Source organism: Streptomyces sp. G7(2002), from assembly GCF_028870195.1.
GTDB classification, from domain to species: domain Bacteria; phylum Actinomycetota; class Actinomycetes; order Streptomycetales; family Streptomycetaceae; genus Streptomyces; species Streptomyces nigrescens.
Window position 1 is genome coordinate 8,747,106 of record NZ_CP102609.1, and the last position, 16,917, is coordinate 8,764,022.

A 16,917-nucleotide genomic window follows, 5' to 3' on the forward strand; every position below is an offset into this window, starting at 1 on the left:
CGGCCGCCCTCGTCCGGCCAGGCCTTCGCCGTCTAGGGTGCGGGCATGATCTCGCCCAGCTACCTCTCCGAACTGTTCTCGCTGGACGGCCGGACCGCCGTGGTGACGGGCGGAAGTTCCGGCATCGGCCGGGCCGTCGCCGGGGCTCTCGCGCGAGCGGGGGCGAGCGTGGTGATCGTGGCGCGCAAGGAGCCGGAACTGGCCGCCACGGTCGACGAGCTGGCGGCGGACGGCTGCCGGGCGGCCTGGGTGAGCGCCGACCTGAGCACCCGCGACGGGGTGCGCGCGGCAGCGGAACAGGCAGCCGGGGTGTTCGGCGAGCCCGACATTCTCGTCAACAGCGCCGGGATCAACCTGCGGCCGCCGATGGGCGAGCTGGGCGAGGAGGTGTGGGACGCGACGATGGCGGTGAACCTGGAGGCGCCCTACCTGTTGGGCCAACGGTTCGGGCCGGGCATGGCCGAGCGGGGCTTCGGGAGGATCATCCACATCACCTCCCAGCAGGCGCACCGGGCATTCGTCCAGAGCGGCGCCTACGGGGTCTCCAAGGGCGCGCTGGAGTCGCTGGCCCGCTCTCAGGCCGAGGCGTGGTCGCCCCACGGTGTCACCTGCAACACACTGGTGCCCGGCTTCGTCATGACCCCGCTCAATGCGCGGTTGGCGTCCGACCCGGAGAAGGTGGCGGCGCTGGCCGAGCGCACGCTGGTCGGACGCAACGGCCTGCCCGAGGACTTCGCCGGAGCGGCGGTGTTCCTGGCCGGCCGCGCCTCCGGCTACGTCACCGGGCAGGCGCTCTTCGTCGACGGCGGGTTCTCCGTTCACTGAGCCCGACACCGCATCCGGACCACGTGGCCCCGCGGGCCGGTACGGGCGGACGGCGCACTCCGGCCGCCCGTACCGCCCGCGGTCAGAGCGTGTCGCTCACCCGCTGGTGACCGCTGGGCCGGAGCGGGCCGGGCTGCCCCGGGCAGCCCTCCGGTGTGAACCGGGAGACCCGGTGGCTGACCGGTACCGGGGAGCGCAGGACCGAACGCCGGGTGGGGTCCGGGCTGCCGATGTAGAGCCAGCCGATGAGCCCTTCGTGCGGGGCGAGGCCCAGCAGCGTACGGGTCTCGGCGGAGTCGACGGACGAGCCGGTGCGCCAGATACTGCCGAACCCCCTGTCGTGCAGGAGGAGCATCAGCGAGTTGACCATCGCGCTGCTCGCGGCGAGCTGCTCCCAGTCCGGTACGCGGTGGTTGCGCCGGGGCACGAAGACCAGCGTCGCGAGGAGCGGGGCGCGCAGTGGTTTCCGCATCTCCCGGCGGACGGTCTCCGCGTCGGTGGCGCCGGACGCGAAGGACACGCCCAGCGCCGTCCGGCTGTCCCCGCGTACGAGGATCCACCGCCAGGGGCGGAGGTGGCCGTGGTCGGGCGCGGTCGCCGCCCAGCCGAGCAGATCGACGAACTCCTCGTCGCTCGGGGCGGGTTCGATCAGACGGTGCTCACTGCGGCGGGTCCGGATGGCGGCTTCCAACTCCATCAGCAGTCGCTCCTCATCGCTCCGCGCCCGTTCACCGGCACCGCGGCGGCAGCCAGAACGACCGCACGCCCCGTACGGCCGCCAGACGGTCCCGCGCCATGCTGATCGCGGCGCCGGCGGTGCTGATGTTCAGGTTCTTCGCCCTGGTGAAGATCTCGACGAGCCGTTCCGGGATCAGCTGCGCGTCCTTCCTGACCCGGTTCATGTCATGGCCCGCGGGATGCAGCTCGTCGACCACCTGGATCAGGCCGAGCGCGTTGATCACGAAGTCCGGTGCGTACAGGATGCCGCGTGCCGCGAGCCGATCCGCGATGACGGGTGCGGAGAGCTGGTTGTTGGCCCCGCCCGCAACGATCCGGCAGCGGAGGTTGTCCACCAGGTCGGCGTCGATGACGTTGCCGACCGCGTTCGGACTGAGGACGTCCACGTCGAGCAGGTAGAGCTTCTCCCGGCTCACGACCTCCGCCCCGCATGCCTCGGCCACCCGCTCGGCCTTCTCCTGGTCGATGTCGGCCACGGTCAGCCGCGCGCCGCCGTCCGCCAGGTGGCCCGCAAGCCGGGCTCCCACCTTGCCGACGCCGTCGATGGCGATATGGCGGCCTTCCAGGCTGTCGCTGCCGTCGAGGTACTCCAAGCAGGCCCGGATACCGAGGCTCACGCCGTAGGCGGTCATGGCGCCCGATTCACCGGAGCCGCCCTCCTCGGTATCCAGACCGCGTATCCACTGGGATTCCTTGCGCATGACCCGGAGATCGGCGGTGGTGATGCCCATGTCGCAGGCAGCGATGAACCGTCCGGAGAGAGACTCGACCGCCTGCCCGAAAGCGCGGAGCAGCGCCTCCGACTTCTCGACGCCCGCGCCACCGAAAATGACGGCCTTTCCGCCCCCGATATCGAGGCCCGCACAGGCCGCCTTGTATGTCATCGCACGGGAAAGACGTAACGCGTCGCCGATCGCCTGGTCGTCATCGCGGTACGGAAGATAGCGGACGCCGCCGAGTGCGGGGCCCAGCAGTGTCGAATGAAGGGCGATGACGCACCGGAGACCGCCGGGGCCGGAGCTGAAAAGAACCTGCTCGTGGCCGTCCATTTCCTTGAACACACTCATAACTCACCCCAGAATTCTGTCCATTGACAGCCGGGCCGGCGGCCCCGCCTTGTGGCGTGAACCGCCGGCCCGTCCGGCAGAGAATTATTCGGCCGGCTGCAGTCCGGATGCGAGCAGCGCCGCGTCCAGGACGTCCCACAGTGCACACAGCGATGAGAGGAAGTCCTCCACACCCTGCTCTATCTGCTCGCTGTTCGAGGCGTCCATCACGGACGAGACAGCCTTGATCACATTTGCTTCGTGCTGCTGCTCGGCACCGTCGTCACCCCAGTGCTCCGCCATGTAATGCATTTCCGGCTCGTCGAGGTCGGCCTTGTAGTGGCCGGAATCGATGAGCGCGCGCTTCTCACCCGGGATCAGCGACTGGTTGGAGATGATCTCCAGCGCGAGCGCCGTGCCGAGGTTGCGGACGGTGGTCTCGGCGTCGGAGGAGAACCGGCGCCGGAACACCTCGATGGCGGCCGCCGCCTGAGGCGTCAGACCGGTCTCGCGGTCGTACCCCGGCAGCCCGGCGAGCAGCCGGTCCGACGAGCTCTTGAGCCATGCCTCGACCCGCGTCGTGTCGTAGACGTCGTCGAAGACCTGGGAACCGGTGCGGTTCACGATGTGGCCCGCCATCGTCGCGAGTTCGGGGCCGTGCCCGGACTCACTGTCGACGATCTCCTCGATGAGGAGGGCCTGTTCGTTCCAGCCGAGGCTGCGCAGGGCGGTGGGGAACTCGCCGCCGGGGCGGGTAGCGGCGCAGAACGACTGCACCTGGTGGAAGAGCGCGCCCGAGACCTCGGCGGACGGGGGCGTCGCGGCCCAGTGCTCGTAGAGCGGGTGGTCGAAGACGCGGTGCGTCTTGATCCGGTCGATCAGCGTGTCGGTCGTCGTCATCGATTCCTACTCCGGTGAGGTGGATGGTTCCGGTGAGGTGGATCGTGTGCGAGGAAGCCGGGCCGGCGCCGCTCAGGCGAACTGGAGCTGCGAGGGATCGACCTTGGGGACGGAGAAACCGATCTTCTCGATGTGCCCCGCGATCGCGGTCTTGTAGAGCTCGCGCAGCTCTCCGTTGTCGTTCTTACGCAGGCCCCACCGGACCGCGAGACGTCCGCGGCGGGAGTCGGGCCGCCCGAACATGTCCAGCGCCATCGGGTAGAACTTGTCCAGCGCCTTCTGGGCCCGGTCACGGGACTGCGCGCCGGCGTCGTACGACTCCTGCATCAGGCGTTTGCCGTAACCGAAGTGCCGTGCCTCCTCCTTGAGGATCGCGGCGGCTTCGGCACGCAGCGGCGCGTAGGTGCTGGTGGTCATCTCCTTGATCTGGAAATGGCCTTCGAGCTCGCAGAGGAAGCTGAATGCGGCGCGCTCCTCCCAGACGGTGAATTGCGTGGTCATGCTCTCGGCCGGGAAGTAACGCCGTTCCGCCACGGCCTGATTCACCATGTGCGAGGTGTCGACGCCGAGCGGGGTGAGCAGCTTGGCGAAGCGCCGGAAGTGGTCCACTTCTTCCATGGCGAACTTGAGGCACATATAGCGCTCGTCGGCGTTGGGAGCAAGCGGATAGAACGAGTCCACGTAGGTGTCGCCCGCGCTCAGCTCGCCTTCGCCGTTGGCGAGCATCTGATGTGTCAGCACCTCACGGTATTCCTCCGGGAGTTCACCGACGCTCTCCAGGTCCACAGTCTCCGAAAAGACGGTCCCCATACGAATTCTCCTCCGGGTAGCTGATGAAATTCAGCCTATTCGGGCAGTTCGCGGGGCCGGTAGGCCACGATGGGGCCGTATCTGCAGGGAACGAAGGGGGTAACCCGGTGGCTCTTTCGGGGTACTTCGTGGGGTACCTTCCGGGCCCGTACGCCGCGCCAGGCCCCCATAGGTCTCCGTCGGGACGCACGTGACCCCCTGCACCACACGCCGCTGTCGTGTGGTGCAGGGGGTCACGGATGACACGTGTTCACGGATGGGCGGATGGGGCGGGCGAGTTGTCGCCGAGAAGGCCGCGGGCAAGGGGTCTTGGCCGGGAACCGACGGACTTCTCAGGCCACGTTCCGCTCCGGTGGCCGGATATAGGTCAGGGTGTGGTGGGAGACGAGCTTGCCGGCGGTGTCGGTCGTGTCGGCGGTGCCGTAGACGATCAGGCGGCCGGGCCGGACGATCGTCGACTCGCAGACCAGATCGGTGCGCGCCGGGCCGAGGAAACTCGTCGTCATCTGCTGGGTGACGGACGGATCGTCCTCGCCGAACAGCGACATGATCGCGATCCAGCAGGTCACATCGGCGAGCGTCATCGCGCACCCGCCCTGGAGGACGCCGCCGGGGCGGAAGAGTTCCGGGCGCTGGCGTAACGAGACCTTGGCCTGCCCCTTCCCGACGGCTTCCACCTTGAATCCCCACCAGGGGCCGAAGGGGCTGTTATCGAGGACGGCTTGAGCCGCGTCAATATCCATCATCGACGTAACATAGCAACGAATCAGGACCGTCGTGTGCCGCTCACCGCTTCGTGCCGTGCTGGGAGACGAGCAGCGCCGCTTCCACCCGGTTGGAAGCCGATAACTTGATCATTGCGCGATGCACATGTTTCTTGACGGTATTCTCCGCGATATGAAGAGTGGAACCGATCTGTTTGTTCGTCATGCCCGCGGCCAGTAGCAGCAGAACATCGTTCTCTCGCGAGGTGAGACTCGAAATCGCTACCGAGGTCGATGACGTCGGATATTCGGTACTGATATCGGAAAGCCGGTCACGGGGGAGGAGATACACCGCACAGCCCCGGCTGACCAGGGTGATCACGCTGGCGAAGTCCTCCTGCAGGATTTCCAGGTCCATGAACCCGGCGACCTTGGCCCGTAAAGCGTCCTGGAGCGTGACGACGGAGTCGTGACAGCACAGGACGATGATCGAGGCATGCGCTCCGATCAATTGGACGAGACGGCGAAAGCTGTCACCCGTCAGTTTGCGGAGATTGAGCAGGACGATGTCGGGATCCTCGCGGTCGACGGCGGTCACGACGCCTGCCGCGTCCTGCGCCACGCCGGCCACGTCAAGTCCGGGAGCTTCCCTGGTCATCGCCATGAGACCGGACCGGGTCACGACCTGGTCATCGGCGATCAGCAGTTGTATCTGAGCCATCTGCGGCGTCCTACTCCCCGAATGGCCGTCTGCGGACCTCTGTGGAGGGCCGGGTGCAGATACGACCACAAGATCGAATAAGGTCAGAATGCCGAACCGATAATGAGCTGCGTTTCCCCTTGGTCAACGGGAAAACGCAGCAACGAGGTCAGGTCTCGGGACCGTCGGCATAGCGCAGTTCTTCAGAGAATGAAAGGGATTCAACGTGATCCGGCGCAGGTGAGGAACGGGTGCGCAGCAGGACGAAGGCTCAAGTGCGGGTTGACCGACTTGCCGCCTCCTCCGGATGCCGAACTTTGTCCGGATATCCCGTTACGTAAGCCGCTCCAGCTTCCCATGGCCGGTGGAGAGCATCAGTCATGTGCGCGAGCATCTGCTTCACGCTCAAGGCGTATCCCCCCTCGGCTCGACGCTGGACGTACGCCGTAGCGTACATCACGGTATCCATCATGGGGAGATCTGAATGACATATGCCAGATCGGGCTATTGAGAGCGGCGCAACTCCGAACCGGCCAATTTTTCCGAAAACAATCGGTACCTCGTCCACCAGGAATGGTTCCCCCGTCTCTTGTGAAGAATCCGGCCATGATGCGCTCCGGCGGTCATGACGGTGCAGGCGAGGTCACGGCCGTACGCGGTGATCGACGGCGGCCGGGCGTACCTGTACGGCACCCGCACCCCGCCCCGCGCGGCGGCTCAGGAGCAGTACGGATGGTCCCGCAGAATGCGCAGGGGCGCGCCCTTCCGTTCCCCTCCGCCGCGCCCTACCTCTGTCCGCAGACCGTCGCGGGCACCGCCGCCGGGACCGGCGCCCCGCCGTTCAGCTCTGCCAGAGATCCGTCCAACACCTCAATGAGGTAGTCCTCTTGATGGGGAGTCAGCAGCGCATGGCAGGGGAGATTGAGGTGCTGTTCGAACCAGCTGCGTTCGGCGACCGGGCACTCGCCGCGCAGATGGCCGCGGTGGCGCCACTGCGGCAGCAGATGCTGGGGGAAGTAGCGCAGCTGGATCTCCACCCCCCTGCGGTCCAGGGCCAGGACGAGCCGGTCGCGCAGCTCCTGGTGGCCGGCGAAGCAGGTGTAGAGGTGGTAGGCGTGGGTGCTGTGCGCGGGCGCCGACTGCGGGGTGAGGAAGGGGTAGCGGGCGAGGACCTCGTCCAGCCGCCCGGCGAGCGCGCGGCGCTTCGCGGCGGCGGTCTCGACCCTGGCGAGCTGGGCCTGGCCGAGGGCCGCGGCCGCCTCCGTCATCGTCGCGTCGCTGCCGGGCCGCCGTACACAGCCGCGCTGGAGAGGCACGGTGTACGTGGCCCCCGCCGGCACGCCCGGCTCCGGCGCCCGGGCCGCCCGGGGGTGCGCGGTGCGGGTGTCGGTGTCGTAGGCGCGTAGCCGGTGCAGCCGCTGGGCCCAGTCGTCCCGGTTACAGGTGATCAGACCGCCCTCGCCGAGCACGGTGCCGGCCCTGTCGTTGTGGAGGCTGAAGGCGGCGATGTCCGCCAGGGATCCGGGGCTTTGGCCGCGGTAGCGGGCGCCCAGCGCATGCACACAGTCCTCCAGCACCAGGAAGCCGTGGTGCCGGGCCAGTGCCATGACCGTGTCCATCTCGGCGGGGCAGCCGCCGTAGTGCACCAGCAGCAGGGCCCGGGTGCGCGGGGTGATCAGCGCCTCCAGCGCGGCCGGGTCCAGGTTGAGGGTGGTGGGGTCGATATCGCAGAACCGGACCCGTACGTCGTGGTCGAGCAGTGGCTGGACGGTGGCCCGGTGGGTCTGGGGGGTGGCGATCACCTCGTCGCCGGGGGCCAGGTCGAGCATCCGGATCGCCATGTGCAGGGCGACCGCTGCGCTGTTGACCGAGATCGCGTGCCGGCTGCCGACCGACTCGGCGAAGGAGCGCTCGAACCGTTCGCGCCGGGTGCCCGCCGGCAGCGGTGCGCTCTCGTGGACGAGGTCGGCCAGCACGGCGGCCTCGGCGCCGGTCGACATGCTGCCCCGCTTCCCCCAGGGCACGACGTAACTCTTGTCCAGCATCAGTTCCCCCCAGATCGTCTCTGGTGCACCAAAGAGGTGCGGTCCTATGACAGTCGAGGGGCGGCTGCCGGTGAAGAGTCAGCGGCGGTCAGCAAGGTCAGTTAGGTCAACTTGCGCAGCCCGGCGACGGGGCGGCCGCCTGGCGGTCAGGGCCCACCCCGTCTGCCCTGTATGAACGCCCGGCCGGTAACTGGCCGGGCGTTCGCGTTGCCGTTCCACGAGGCCGCCCCGCGACCCCATGCGTCCCGCATCCCCTTGACGGCTGCATCGCCGCGTTCTACTTTCCTTCCATAAAGCAAAACATTAGTTCCACGATACGGAATTAACCCTCTCCGGCGCTGCGCTGGAGCTTGCCCGTGACAGGTCGACGCAGGAGTACTCGATGCCTCGAATGACAGCCGCCCGCGCCGCGGTGGAGATCCTCAAGCGGGAGGGCGTGGCCCACGCCTTCGGAGTGCCGGGTGCCGCGATCAACCCCTTCTACGCGGCGCTCAAGGGCGCGGGCGGGATCGATCACACGCTGGCGCGTCATGTCGAGGGCGCCTCGCACATGGCCGAGGGCTACACCCGGACCCATCCGGGCAACATCGGCGTCTGCATCGGTACCTCCGGCCCGGCCGGCACGGACATGATCACCGGCCTCTACTCCGCGATCGGTGACTCGATCCCGATCCTGTGCATCACCGGCCAGGCCCCCACCGCGGTGATCCAGAAGGAGGACTTCCAGGCCGTCGACATCGCGTCGATCGCCAAGCCGGTCACCAAGGCCGCCACCACGGTGATGGAGGCCGCGCAGGTCCCCGGTGTCTTCCAGCAGGCCTTCCACCTGATGCGCTCCGGACGCCCCGGGCCGGTCCTCATCGACCTGCCGATCGACGTCCAGCTGACCGAGATCGACTTCGACCCCGAGACGTACGAGCCGCTGCCGGCCTTCAAGCCGGCCGCGACCCGCGCCCAGATCGAGAAGGCCCTCAAGCTCCTGAACGCGTCGGAGCGCCCGCTGATCGTCGCCGGCGGCGGCATCATCAACGCCGACGCCTGTGACCTGCTGGTGGAGTTCGCCGAGCTGACCGGCACACCGGTCGTTCCCACCCTGATGGGCTGGGGCATCCTCGCCGACGACCATGAGTTGAACGCCGGCATGGTCGGCCTGCAGACCTCGCACCGCTACGGCAACGCGAACTTCCTGGAGTCCGACTTCGTCCTCGGCATCGGCAACCGCTGGGCCAACCGCCACACCGGCAAGCTGGACGTCTACACCCAGGGCCGCACGTTCGTCCATGTCGACATCGAGCCGACCCAGATCGGCAAGATCTTCGCCCCGGACTACGGCATCGCCTCGGACGCCAAGGCCGCGCTGGAGCTGTTCGTCGAGGTGGCCAGGGAGCTCAAGACCGCCGGCAAGCTGCCCGACCGCGGCGACTGGGCGGCCGCCACTCAGGAGCGTAAGGCCCAGCTGCAGCGCCGTACGCACTTCGACAACATCCCGATGAAGCCGCAGCGCGTCTACGAGGAGATGAACAAGGCCTTCGGCCCGGAGACCCGCTACGTCACCACCATCGGCCTCTCCCAGATCGCCGGCGCGCAGATGCTGCACGTCTACAAGCCGCGCCACTGGATCAACTGCGGCCAGGCCGGCCCGCTCGGCTGGACCATCCCGGCCGCGCTGGGCGTCGCCACCGCCGACCCGGAGACCCCGGTCGTCGCGCTCTCCGGCGACTACGACTTCCAGTTCATGCTCGAAGAGCTGGCCGTCGGCGCCCAGCACCAGATCCCGTACATCCATGTCCTGGTGAACAACGCCTACTTGGGGCTGATCCGTCAGGCGCAGCGCAACCTCGACATCAACTTCCAGGTCAACCTGGAGTTCGAGAACATCAACTCGCCGGAGCTGGGCGTCTACGGCGTGGACCACGTCAAGGTCGCCGAGGGCCTGGGCTGCAAGGCCGTCCGGGTCACCGACCCGAGCCAGCTGGGCGCCGCCTTCGAGGAGGCCAAGAAGCTGGCCGCCGAGCACCGCGTCCCGGTCGTCGTCGAGGCAATCCTGGAGCGGATCACCAATATCTCGATGAGCGGCTCCGACATCGCCAGTGTCAACGAGTGGGAGGACATCGCGACCGAGCCCGGTCACGCGCCCACCGCGATCAAGCCGCTCAAGGTCTGACGCCGGACCGGCGCCGGACTCGATCCGGACGGTGTGCCGGGCGTGGTGTGCACGCCCGCGCCCGGTGCGCCGCCCCTCCCGTCAAGACCCGGACGGCGCTCGTCCGCCGCCGTCTTCCCCTTCTGCGATGTGAAAGAGGCACCTCATGAGCAATCTTCCCAAGATCGCGTGGATCGGTCTGGGCATCATGGGCTCGCCCATGGCCGAGAACCTGATCAAGGCCGGCTACTCGGTGACCGGCTACACCCTGGAGGCCGACAAGCTGGAGCGGCTCGCCAAGAACGGCGGCCACGCGGCCGGCTCGATCGCCGAGGCCGTCACCGACGCCGACGTCATCATCACCATGGTCCCGGCCTCCCCGCAGGTCGAGGCCATCGCCTACGGCCCCGACGGCATCCTGGCCCACGCCCGCCGCGGCGCCCTGCTGATCGACATGTCCTCGATCACCCCGCAGACCTCCATCGACCTCGCCCACGCCGCCGCCGACAAGGGCATCCGCGTCCTGGACGCCCCCGTCTCCGGCGGCGAAGCCGGCGCCATCGAAGCAGTCCTGTCCATCATGGCCGGCGGCGAACAGGCCGACTTCGACGCCGCCCGCCCCCTCCTGGAAACCCTCGGCAAGACCATCGTGCGCTGCGGCCCCCACGGCTCCGGCCAGACCGTCAAGGCCGCCAACCAGCTCATCGTCGCCGTCAACATCCAGGCCTGCGCCGAAGCCGTCGTCTTCCTGGAGAAGTCCGGCGTCGACCTGCCCGCCGCCCTCGACGTCCTGGGCGGCGGACTGGCCGGCTCCACCGTCCTGGCCCGCAAGAAGGACAACTTCACCACCCGCGACTTCACACCCGGCTTCCGCATCGACCTGCACCACAAGGACATGGGCATCGTCACCGACGCCGCCCGCGCCGTCGGCGCCGCCCTGCCCGTCGGCACCGTCGTCGCCCAACTCGTCGCCGCCCTCCGCGCCCAGGGCGACGGCGGCCTCGACCACTCCGCCCTCCTGCGCGGCGTCGAACGCCTCTCCGGACACACCACCGAAAGCTGAGCCCGACGTCCGCTGGGGCGAGCGACGAGCGACGAGCGGCGGGCGACGGGTGACGGGTGACGGCGAGAGTGGCCGCTGGCGTGACGACCGTCACGTCTGCGTGTGGAACGCCAAGCTGTTGTTCACCGTTCAAATGGGTGTGGGTGTTGCACACCCCTCCCGAGCCGCCCCGGCCAGCGTCCCCCCGTCTGGCCGGGGCTTCCTCATGCCGCTGCCGCCGACTGCACTGTCCGGCAGGCCTCGTACGGCACCGGGTAGGCCCGCTACACCCCGGGCGCATCCAGCGGATTGGCGGAGATGCGCGCGGCGATGCCCTGGCGGACCGAGGCCGCCGCGGAACTGTCCGGCTTGCGCTCGGCCTGGTTCCGGAAGCACGCCAGGAACTCCTCGCCGAGGCCGAGCCGCGGATAGCGCTCCAGCACCTCGGTGCGGAGGCCGGCCGGCAGGGCGTCGGGACGCTGCCCGGAGATGTCCAATGAGGTGGAGAACACCAGCAGATGTGCCTCCGGATCCAGTGCCACCTCCACGGCGTCCCACATATGCCGGACGATCACTTCGGACGCCCGTACCCGCCGCTCCACCGGCCACCCGGCGCCCGCCCCGAACACCCACGCCACATGGCCACCCGCCTCCTCGAAGGGCACGGTGTGGCTGTCGAACTCCTTCACCAGCCCGATGTCGTGGAACATGGCCGACACATAGAGGAGTTCCGGATCGAAGGCGATGTCGTGGGCCGAGGCATAGCCGACCGCCCAGAGGTATGCCCGCACGGAATGGTTCAGCAGCGCGGGCGAGCAGTAGGCACTCGCCACCTCCAGCGCGGCACGGCAGGCCCGGGTATCGGGAATCACAAGATCATCCATGGTCATGGCCGCGATTGTCGCGTACGGCCCGGTCGCCGGTCGAGGTCACGGGCGGGCTTGCAGGCCGCGCGTCAGGCGCAGGGGCCGCCGGAGGGCGGGCGCACCGCGACGGCGGAGGGTTGACGCTCACGGCGGCTGCCGAAATGCGCGAGCGCGGAGCCCAGCGCACGCTGGAGGCATGACCGAGCATCCGCCTGTCATCGTGCACCCGCCGACGCCGTCCGGCGGCCGACGGGTGACCGTGCGTGGGCAGATCGTCGGCCTGGCCCATGGCCGCGGCGATGTTGCTGAATTCCTCCGCCGCGCGGGCGTCGCCAGTCCGGCCGGGGACATCGAGCTGGACGACCCCCGCCTCGTCGAATGGCGTGGTGGCTCGCTGGACGACTGGCCGATGCCACCGCCTTGAACGGCGGGGCCGGTCGGCTGTTGGGGCGGCTTCCGCGTCAAGCTGGGAACGACGCGTACGCACGCCATCGTCAGCCGTAGCCGTAGCCGTAGCCGTAGCCGTAGCCGTAGCCGTAGCCGTAGCCGTAGCCGTAGCCGTAGCCGTAGCCGTAGCCGTAGCCGTAGCCGTACCGTGCCCGTAGCCGGGCCTTCTCCGCATTCGTGGCCGCCTCTCGGTGCCGCTGGGCAGGGGGATACGCTGACGAGCGACGATGGGCAGGCCGTCGGCCGGTGAGCTGACGGCAGGAGAGCGGGAGCACGACGTGAGCGACGACGGGGACAACGGGACCAGCGACGACGGCGGGTACTCGCCGCTGAGGGGCGGGTCGGGGGGTTCTTCGGACTTGAACGTCCTGCGGAGGGCGATGCGCTGGGAGACCTTCGCGCTGGTCGCGTTCCTGGTGATCCTCGCGATAGTGGCGTCGTAGGGCCGGTTCGACGCGGCGGAACTCCCCAATTCGGGTATATCCCCTGGGAGCCCACGCCGGACGATCCAGCCGGGCGCCCGCACGAGACTCTCTCCCCGGGGGCCGTAAGCCTGAACTCCCGTACTGCTAAAGGCTGTTGCCTGCCGGACCGCCGGTGTGCCGCACGTTCGTGCCGCGCTCCCGCGGCAGATCCGCAGCTACGAGCCGGGGACGCGAGCCGGGTACCCGAGCCCGCACGCCCGCTGCCTCCCCCAAGACTGTGCGGCCCCGCCGCACCGCCCCGCCGCACCGCCCGGCCCCACGGCCCCCCACGCCCCGAACGCTCCGTCCGATTTCCGCCAGCGCCGCCGCCTGACCTGCTGCACAGTGGACTCTGTGATGAACGAGGACAGCAGGTACGAGGCGGTGCGCAGCAGGGACGCCAGATTCGACGGCGCCTTCTTCTTCGCGGTGTCCACGACCGGGATCTACTGCCGGCCGAGCTGTCCCGCCACCACACCCCGACGCCGGAATGTCGCCTTCTTCCCGACCTCGGCGGCTGCCCAGGGCTCCGGCTTCCGTGCCTGCCGGCGCTGCCGCCCCGATGCGGTGCCCGGCTCGGCGGAGTGGAATGCCCGTGCCGATCTCGTCGGACGGGCGATGCGGCTGATCAGCGAGGGTGTGGTCGACCGGGAAGGCGTCTGCGGTCTGGCCGCCCGGCTCGGCTACAGCGCCCGGCAGGTCCAGCGCCAGCTGAACGCCGAGCTGGGCGCCGGGCCCGTGGCCCTGGCGCGGGCACAGCGTGCCCACACCGCCCGGGTCCTGCTGCAGACCACCGGACTGCAGGCGGCCGAGATCGCCTTCGCGGCGGGCTTCGCCAGCGTGCGGCAGTTCAACGACACCATCAAGGAGATCTACGCCCTCACCCCGAGCGGGCTGCGCACCGCCCGCCCCGGCAAGGGCACCCGATTCGGACCGGTCGCGCCGCCCACCACTCCAGGGGTGCTGCCGCTGCGGCTGGCCTTCCGCGGGCCGTATGCGGCGCGGCAGCTCTTCGACCACCTCCAGCGGCGCGCGATCACCGGTGTCGAGGAGGTCAGCGGCGAGCCCGGCGCCCGTACCTACCGGCGCACCCTGCGGCTGCCGCACGGAACCGGGATCGCCGAGGTCGACGAGGCGGCCGGCGACGGCTGGCTGGACTGCCGGCTGCGCCTGACCGAGCTGCGGGACCTCACCACCGCGAGCCAGCGGGTGCGCCGCCTCTTCGATCTGGACGCCGATCCGTACGCGGTCGCCGAGCGGCTCGGGGCGGACTCCGTACTGGCGCGGCTGGTGGACGGCTGCCCCGGACTGCGCTCCCCGGGCGCTCCCGCCCCGGACGAGCTCGCCGTCCGTGCCGTACTCGGACAGCAGGTCTCGGTCGCGGCCGGCCGCACGCTCGGCGGCGCCCTGGTCGCCGCCCACGGAGAACCGCTGCCCGAGCCGGCCGGTGCGCTCACCCACCTCTTCCCCCGCATCGAGGACCTGGCGCAGGCCACCCTCACCGAGCTCGGGATGCCCGAGTCGCGGCGGGCGACCCTGCGTACCCTGAGCGCCGCACTCGCCGACGGCACGGTCGTCCTGGACGCCGGAGCCGACCGTGACGAGGCCGAACGCGCGCTCCTCGGGCTGCGCGGCATCGGTCCGTGGACCGCCGGATACATCCGGATGCGTGCCCTCGGGGACCCCGATGTCCTGCTGACCGGCGATGCGGCCGTACTGGCAGGCATGCGCCGGGCCGGAGTCCCGACGGCAGGTCTGAAGGAGCGGGCGACCTCCTGGCGCCCCTGGCGCTCGTACGCGATGCACCACTTCTGGAACGCGCCGGCCACGGAGCCGGCGAACCCCCGCCCCACCACCACGGAAAGCACCGGACCATGACGCTCTACACCACCCTCGGCAGCCCGCTGGGCGAACTCCTGCTGGTGGGCGAGGAATCGGCCACAGCCCCGGGCGGCCTCGCGCTCGCCTCGCTGTCCGTCCCCGGACAGAAGGGCGGGGCGACCGTCCAGGACGGCTGGACGTACGCCCCCGCCGCCTTCGCCGACATCGCCCACCAGCTCCGCGCCTACTTCGACGGGAAGCTGACCCGCTTCGGCATCGCCTACGCCCCCGCCCGGGGAACGGACTTCCAGCGGCGGGTGTGGCAGGCGCTGGAGGCCATCCCGTACGGCACCACCACCACGTACGGGAAGATCGCCGCCGACATCGGTGCTGCGCGGGGTGCGGTGCGCGCCATCGGAACGGCGATCGGCGCGAACCCGCTGCTCGTCGTCCGGCCCTGCCACCGTGTGATCGCCGCGGACGGTTCCCTTTCGGGTTACGCGGGCGGGCCCGTACGCAAACGGCAGCTCCTCGGCATCGAGGGCGCCCTCCCCGATGTCACGCCGGATGCCCTCTGAGCCGCCCCGCGCCGCTCGGGATCGCCGGGCGCCGCCCCGCCCCGCTGGAGCGCTCCATGACCACCACGACCACTGCCACCACCACGACCACCAAGCGCCACGCCCGCCCCGCCACGCTCGCCCAGCGCGTCGCCGCCGCCGACTGGACGGCGCTGGCCGAGGAACTCAACGGTGTGGGCTGCGCGGTGACCCCACGTCTGCTCAGCCCGGCGGACTGCCGCGCCCTCAGCGCGCTGTACGACGAGCCGGCCCCGGACCACGGCGCGGAATCCGGCAGCCGTGCCCGCTTCCGCTCGACCATCGACATGGCACGGCACCGTTTCGGCTCGGGCCAGTACCGCTACTTCGCCGACCCGCTCCCCGAACCGGTCCAGGCACTGCGCGAGGCGTTCTACCCGCACCTGCTGAAGACCGCCCGCGACTGGGCGGACAAGCTCGGCAGACCGGCCCCCTGGCCGGACACCCTGGAGGAGTGGCTGACCCTGTGCCACGAAGCCGGGCAGACCAAGTCCGCACAGATTCTGCTGCGTTACGGGGAGGGCGACTGGAACGCGCTGCACCGGGACATCTTCGGGGAGGTGGTCTTCCCCCTCCAGGTGGTCATCGGCCTGGACGAGCAGGGCACCGACTACACCGGAGGGGAATTCCTCCTCGTCGAGCAGCGGCCGCGCGCCCAGTCCCGCGGCACCACCACCGTCCTGCCGCAGGGCCACGGCCTGATCTTCACCACCCGCGACCGCCCCGTACGCTCCGCCCGAGGCTGGTCGGCAGGCCCCGTACGCCACGGTGTGAGCACCGTCCGCTCCGGCCGGCGGCACTCCCTGGGCCTGGTATTCCACGACGCCTGACGACGCCGTCGCCCGCGCCGGCCCAGGGCGCTGCCCGGTGGCGTCAGAGCATGGAGCCGCCGGTGACGTCGAAGCGCTGGCCGGTGATCCAGCGGGAGTCGTCCGAGGCGAGGAACGCGGCGACGTCGGCGATGTCCTGGGGCTTGCCGATCCGGTTGAACACCGAATAGGCCGCCAGCGCGGCCCGCCCCTCAGGCGTCGCCCGCCGCGTCGCGGTCACATCGGTCTCGACCCAGCCGGGGGCGATGGTGTTCACCGTGATCCCGCGGGCACCGAGGTCCTTGGCGAGGGCCAGGGTGAGGGTGTCCATCCCGCCCTTGGAGATGCTGTAGGCGATCTGCGAGGGGTGCGCCGTACTCGTCACCGCCGATGAGATGTTGATGATGCGTCCGCCGTCCCGCATCCGCCGCAGACCGTGCTGGGCGAGGAAGAACGGGGCCTTGATGTTCACCGCGATGGTGCGGTCGAACTCCTCGGGGGTCACCTGGTCTATGCGCCCGGGGAAGTTGAGCGCTGCGTTGTTGACGAGAATGTCGAGCCCGGGTTCCGCACCAGAGGCGGCGAGTTCGGTGTCGAAGGCGGCGAAGAGGGCTTCGGCATCACCGAGAACTCCCAGTTCCGCGCCCACGATGAAGGCCCGTCCACCCGCTGTGGTGATGCTCTCCGCCGTTTCCTTGGCCGCGGTGTCATTGCTGCCGTAGTGGACGGCTACCAGTGCACCGTCCTTGGCGAGGCGCTGGGCGATGCTCCGGCCGATACCCCGGCTGGATCCCGTCACCAGCGCGGTCTTTCCGTTGAGGTCACCCATGAGTGTGATTGGCCTTCCGTGTAACTGCGGCGGTCCTGCTGCCGCCGTGGACCTTCAATTGCTGTGTTGTGCCGTGTTGTGCCGTGGTGCGGCTGCCGGGGGCCGGCCGCCCCTGCCTCAAGAGCCGCTACG

18 protein-coding genes are annotated in these 16,917 nt (G+C 69.6%); 8 read left to right on the top strand and 10 right to left on the bottom strand.

Annotated features, from left to right (window positions below; genetic code table 11):
• The first annotated feature begins 45 nt into the window (after window positions 1–45).
• Window positions 46–825: an SDR family NAD(P)-dependent oxidoreductase gene (locus NUT86_RS37685; protein ID WP_018092608.1), complete on the top strand. Its 780-nt coding sequence runs from the start codon at window positions 46–48 to the stop codon at window positions 823–825.
• An 82-nt stretch (window positions 826–907) separates the two neighbouring features.
• On the opposite strand, the gene NUT86_RS37690 is transcribed toward NUT86_RS37685, so the two are convergent.
• The 7 genes from NUT86_RS37690 to NUT86_RS37720 form a co-directional block, all read right to left on the bottom strand.
• A complete protein-coding gene (locus tag NUT86_RS37690) occupies window positions 908–1,522 on the bottom strand; it encodes a nitroreductase family protein (RefSeq protein ID WP_018092609.1) in 615 nt (204 codons plus the stop codon).
• A gap of 31 nt (window positions 1,523–1,553) precedes the next feature.
• The gene (locus NUT86_RS37695) at window positions 1,554–2,630 is read right to left on the bottom strand and encodes a Leu/Phe/Val dehydrogenase (RefSeq protein WP_018092610.1); all 1,077 of its coding nucleotides are present in this window, start codon (window positions 2,628–2,630) and stop codon (window positions 1,554–1,556) included.
• 84 nt (window positions 2,631–2,714) lie between these two features.
• Window positions 2,715–3,509 (bottom strand): hypothetical protein, encoded by a 795-nt coding sequence (locus tag NUT86_RS37700; RefSeq protein ID WP_148589824.1) that lies wholly within the window; start codon window positions 3,507–3,509, stop codon window positions 2,715–2,717.
• A 72-nt stretch (window positions 3,510–3,581) separates the two neighbouring features.
• Window positions 3,582–4,319 carry a Phenylacetic acid catabolic protein gene (locus NUT86_RS37705; RefSeq protein WP_093646688.1) on the bottom strand — a complete coding sequence of 246 codons (738 nt, stop codon included), beginning with the start codon at window positions 4,317–4,319 and terminating at the stop codon, window positions 3,582–3,584.
• 332 nt (window positions 4,320–4,651) lie between these two features.
• Window positions 4,652–5,065, bottom strand: coding sequence for a PaaI family thioesterase (locus NUT86_RS37710; protein ID WP_063822552.1), 414 nt, complete (start codon window positions 5,063–5,065; stop codon window positions 4,652–4,654).
• Between the two features lie 40 nt (window positions 5,066–5,105).
• A complete protein-coding gene (locus tag NUT86_RS37715; RefSeq protein WP_274739889.1) occupies window positions 5,106–5,744 on the bottom strand; it encodes a LuxR C-terminal-related transcriptional regulator in 639 nt (212 codons plus the stop codon).
• A gap of 764 nt (window positions 5,745–6,508) precedes the next feature.
• The gene (locus NUT86_RS37720; protein WP_274739891.1) at window positions 6,509–7,768 is read right to left on the bottom strand and encodes a DegT/DnrJ/EryC1/StrS family aminotransferase; all 1,260 of its coding nucleotides are present in this window, start codon (window positions 7,766–7,768) and stop codon (window positions 6,509–6,511) included.
• A gap of 382 nt (window positions 7,769–8,150) precedes the next feature.
• Here NUT86_RS37720 and gcl point away from each other — a divergent pair, with 382 nt between their 5' ends.
• Both gcl and NUT86_RS37730 read left to right on the top strand, forming a co-directional pair.
• Complete coding sequence (gene gcl / locus NUT86_RS37725; RefSeq protein WP_274739893.1) at window positions 8,151–9,932, top strand: glyoxylate carboligase; 1,782 nt, start codon at window positions 8,151–8,153, stop codon at window positions 9,930–9,932.
• 145 nt (window positions 9,933–10,077) lie between these two features.
• The gene (locus tag NUT86_RS37730; protein ID WP_109893750.1) at window positions 10,078–10,974 is read left to right on the top strand and encodes a 2-hydroxy-3-oxopropionate reductase; all 897 of its coding nucleotides are present in this window, start codon (window positions 10,078–10,080) and stop codon (window positions 10,972–10,974) included.
• A 263-nt stretch (window positions 10,975–11,237) separates the two neighbouring features.
• Here the strand turns inward: NUT86_RS37730 and NUT86_RS37735 are convergent, their stop codons facing one another.
• Window positions 11,238–11,843 (bottom strand): HD domain-containing protein, encoded by a 606-nt coding sequence (locus tag NUT86_RS37735; RefSeq protein ID WP_274739896.1) that lies wholly within the window; start codon window positions 11,841–11,843, stop codon window positions 11,238–11,240.
• A 172-nt stretch (window positions 11,844–12,015) separates the two neighbouring features.
• Here NUT86_RS37735 and NUT86_RS37740 point away from each other — a divergent pair, with 172 nt between their 5' ends.
• Complete coding sequence (locus NUT86_RS37740; protein WP_018092057.1) at window positions 12,016–12,243, top strand: hypothetical protein; 228 nt, start codon at window positions 12,016–12,018, stop codon at window positions 12,241–12,243.
• Between the two features lie 70 nt (window positions 12,244–12,313).
• Here NUT86_RS37740 and NUT86_RS37745 read toward each other — a convergent pair whose 3' ends face one another.
• On the bottom strand, window positions 12,314–12,541 hold the full coding sequence (locus NUT86_RS37745) for a hypothetical protein (RefSeq protein ID WP_274739898.1): 228 nt from the start codon (window positions 12,539–12,541) through the stop codon (window positions 12,314–12,316).
• 3 nt (window positions 12,542–12,544) lie between these two features.
• Between NUT86_RS37745 and NUT86_RS37750 the strand changes: the two genes are divergently transcribed.
• From NUT86_RS37750 to NUT86_RS37765, 4 genes are all read left to right on the top strand, one after another.
• A complete protein-coding gene (locus tag NUT86_RS37750; RefSeq protein WP_262037921.1) occupies window positions 12,545–12,709 on the top strand; it encodes a hypothetical protein in 165 nt (54 codons plus the stop codon).
• Between the two features lie 378 nt (window positions 12,710–13,087).
• A complete protein-coding gene (locus NUT86_RS37755; RefSeq protein ID WP_274739900.1) occupies window positions 13,088–14,608 on the top strand; it encodes an AlkA N-terminal domain-containing protein in 1,521 nt (506 codons plus the stop codon).
• Window positions 14,605–15,129, top strand: a complete 525-nt coding sequence (locus tag NUT86_RS37760; protein ID WP_159484335.1) for a methylated-DNA--[protein]-cysteine S-methyltransferase — start codon at window positions 14,605–14,607, stop codon at window positions 15,127–15,129. The genes NUT86_RS37755 and NUT86_RS37760 overlap by 4 nt, the downstream gene beginning before the upstream one ends.
• A 56-nt stretch (window positions 15,130–15,185) precedes the next feature.
• A complete protein-coding gene (locus NUT86_RS37765) occupies window positions 15,186–15,977 on the top strand; it encodes a 2OG-Fe(II) oxygenase (protein WP_159484333.1) in 792 nt (263 codons plus the stop codon).
• Between the two features lie 43 nt (window positions 15,978–16,020).
• Here the strand turns inward: NUT86_RS37765 and NUT86_RS37770 are convergent, their stop codons facing one another.
• The gene (locus tag NUT86_RS37770) at window positions 16,021–16,785 is read right to left on the bottom strand and encodes an SDR family NAD(P)-dependent oxidoreductase (protein WP_159484331.1); all 765 of its coding nucleotides are present in this window, start codon (window positions 16,783–16,785) and stop codon (window positions 16,021–16,023) included.
• Window positions 16,786–16,917: the final 132 nt, after the last annotated feature.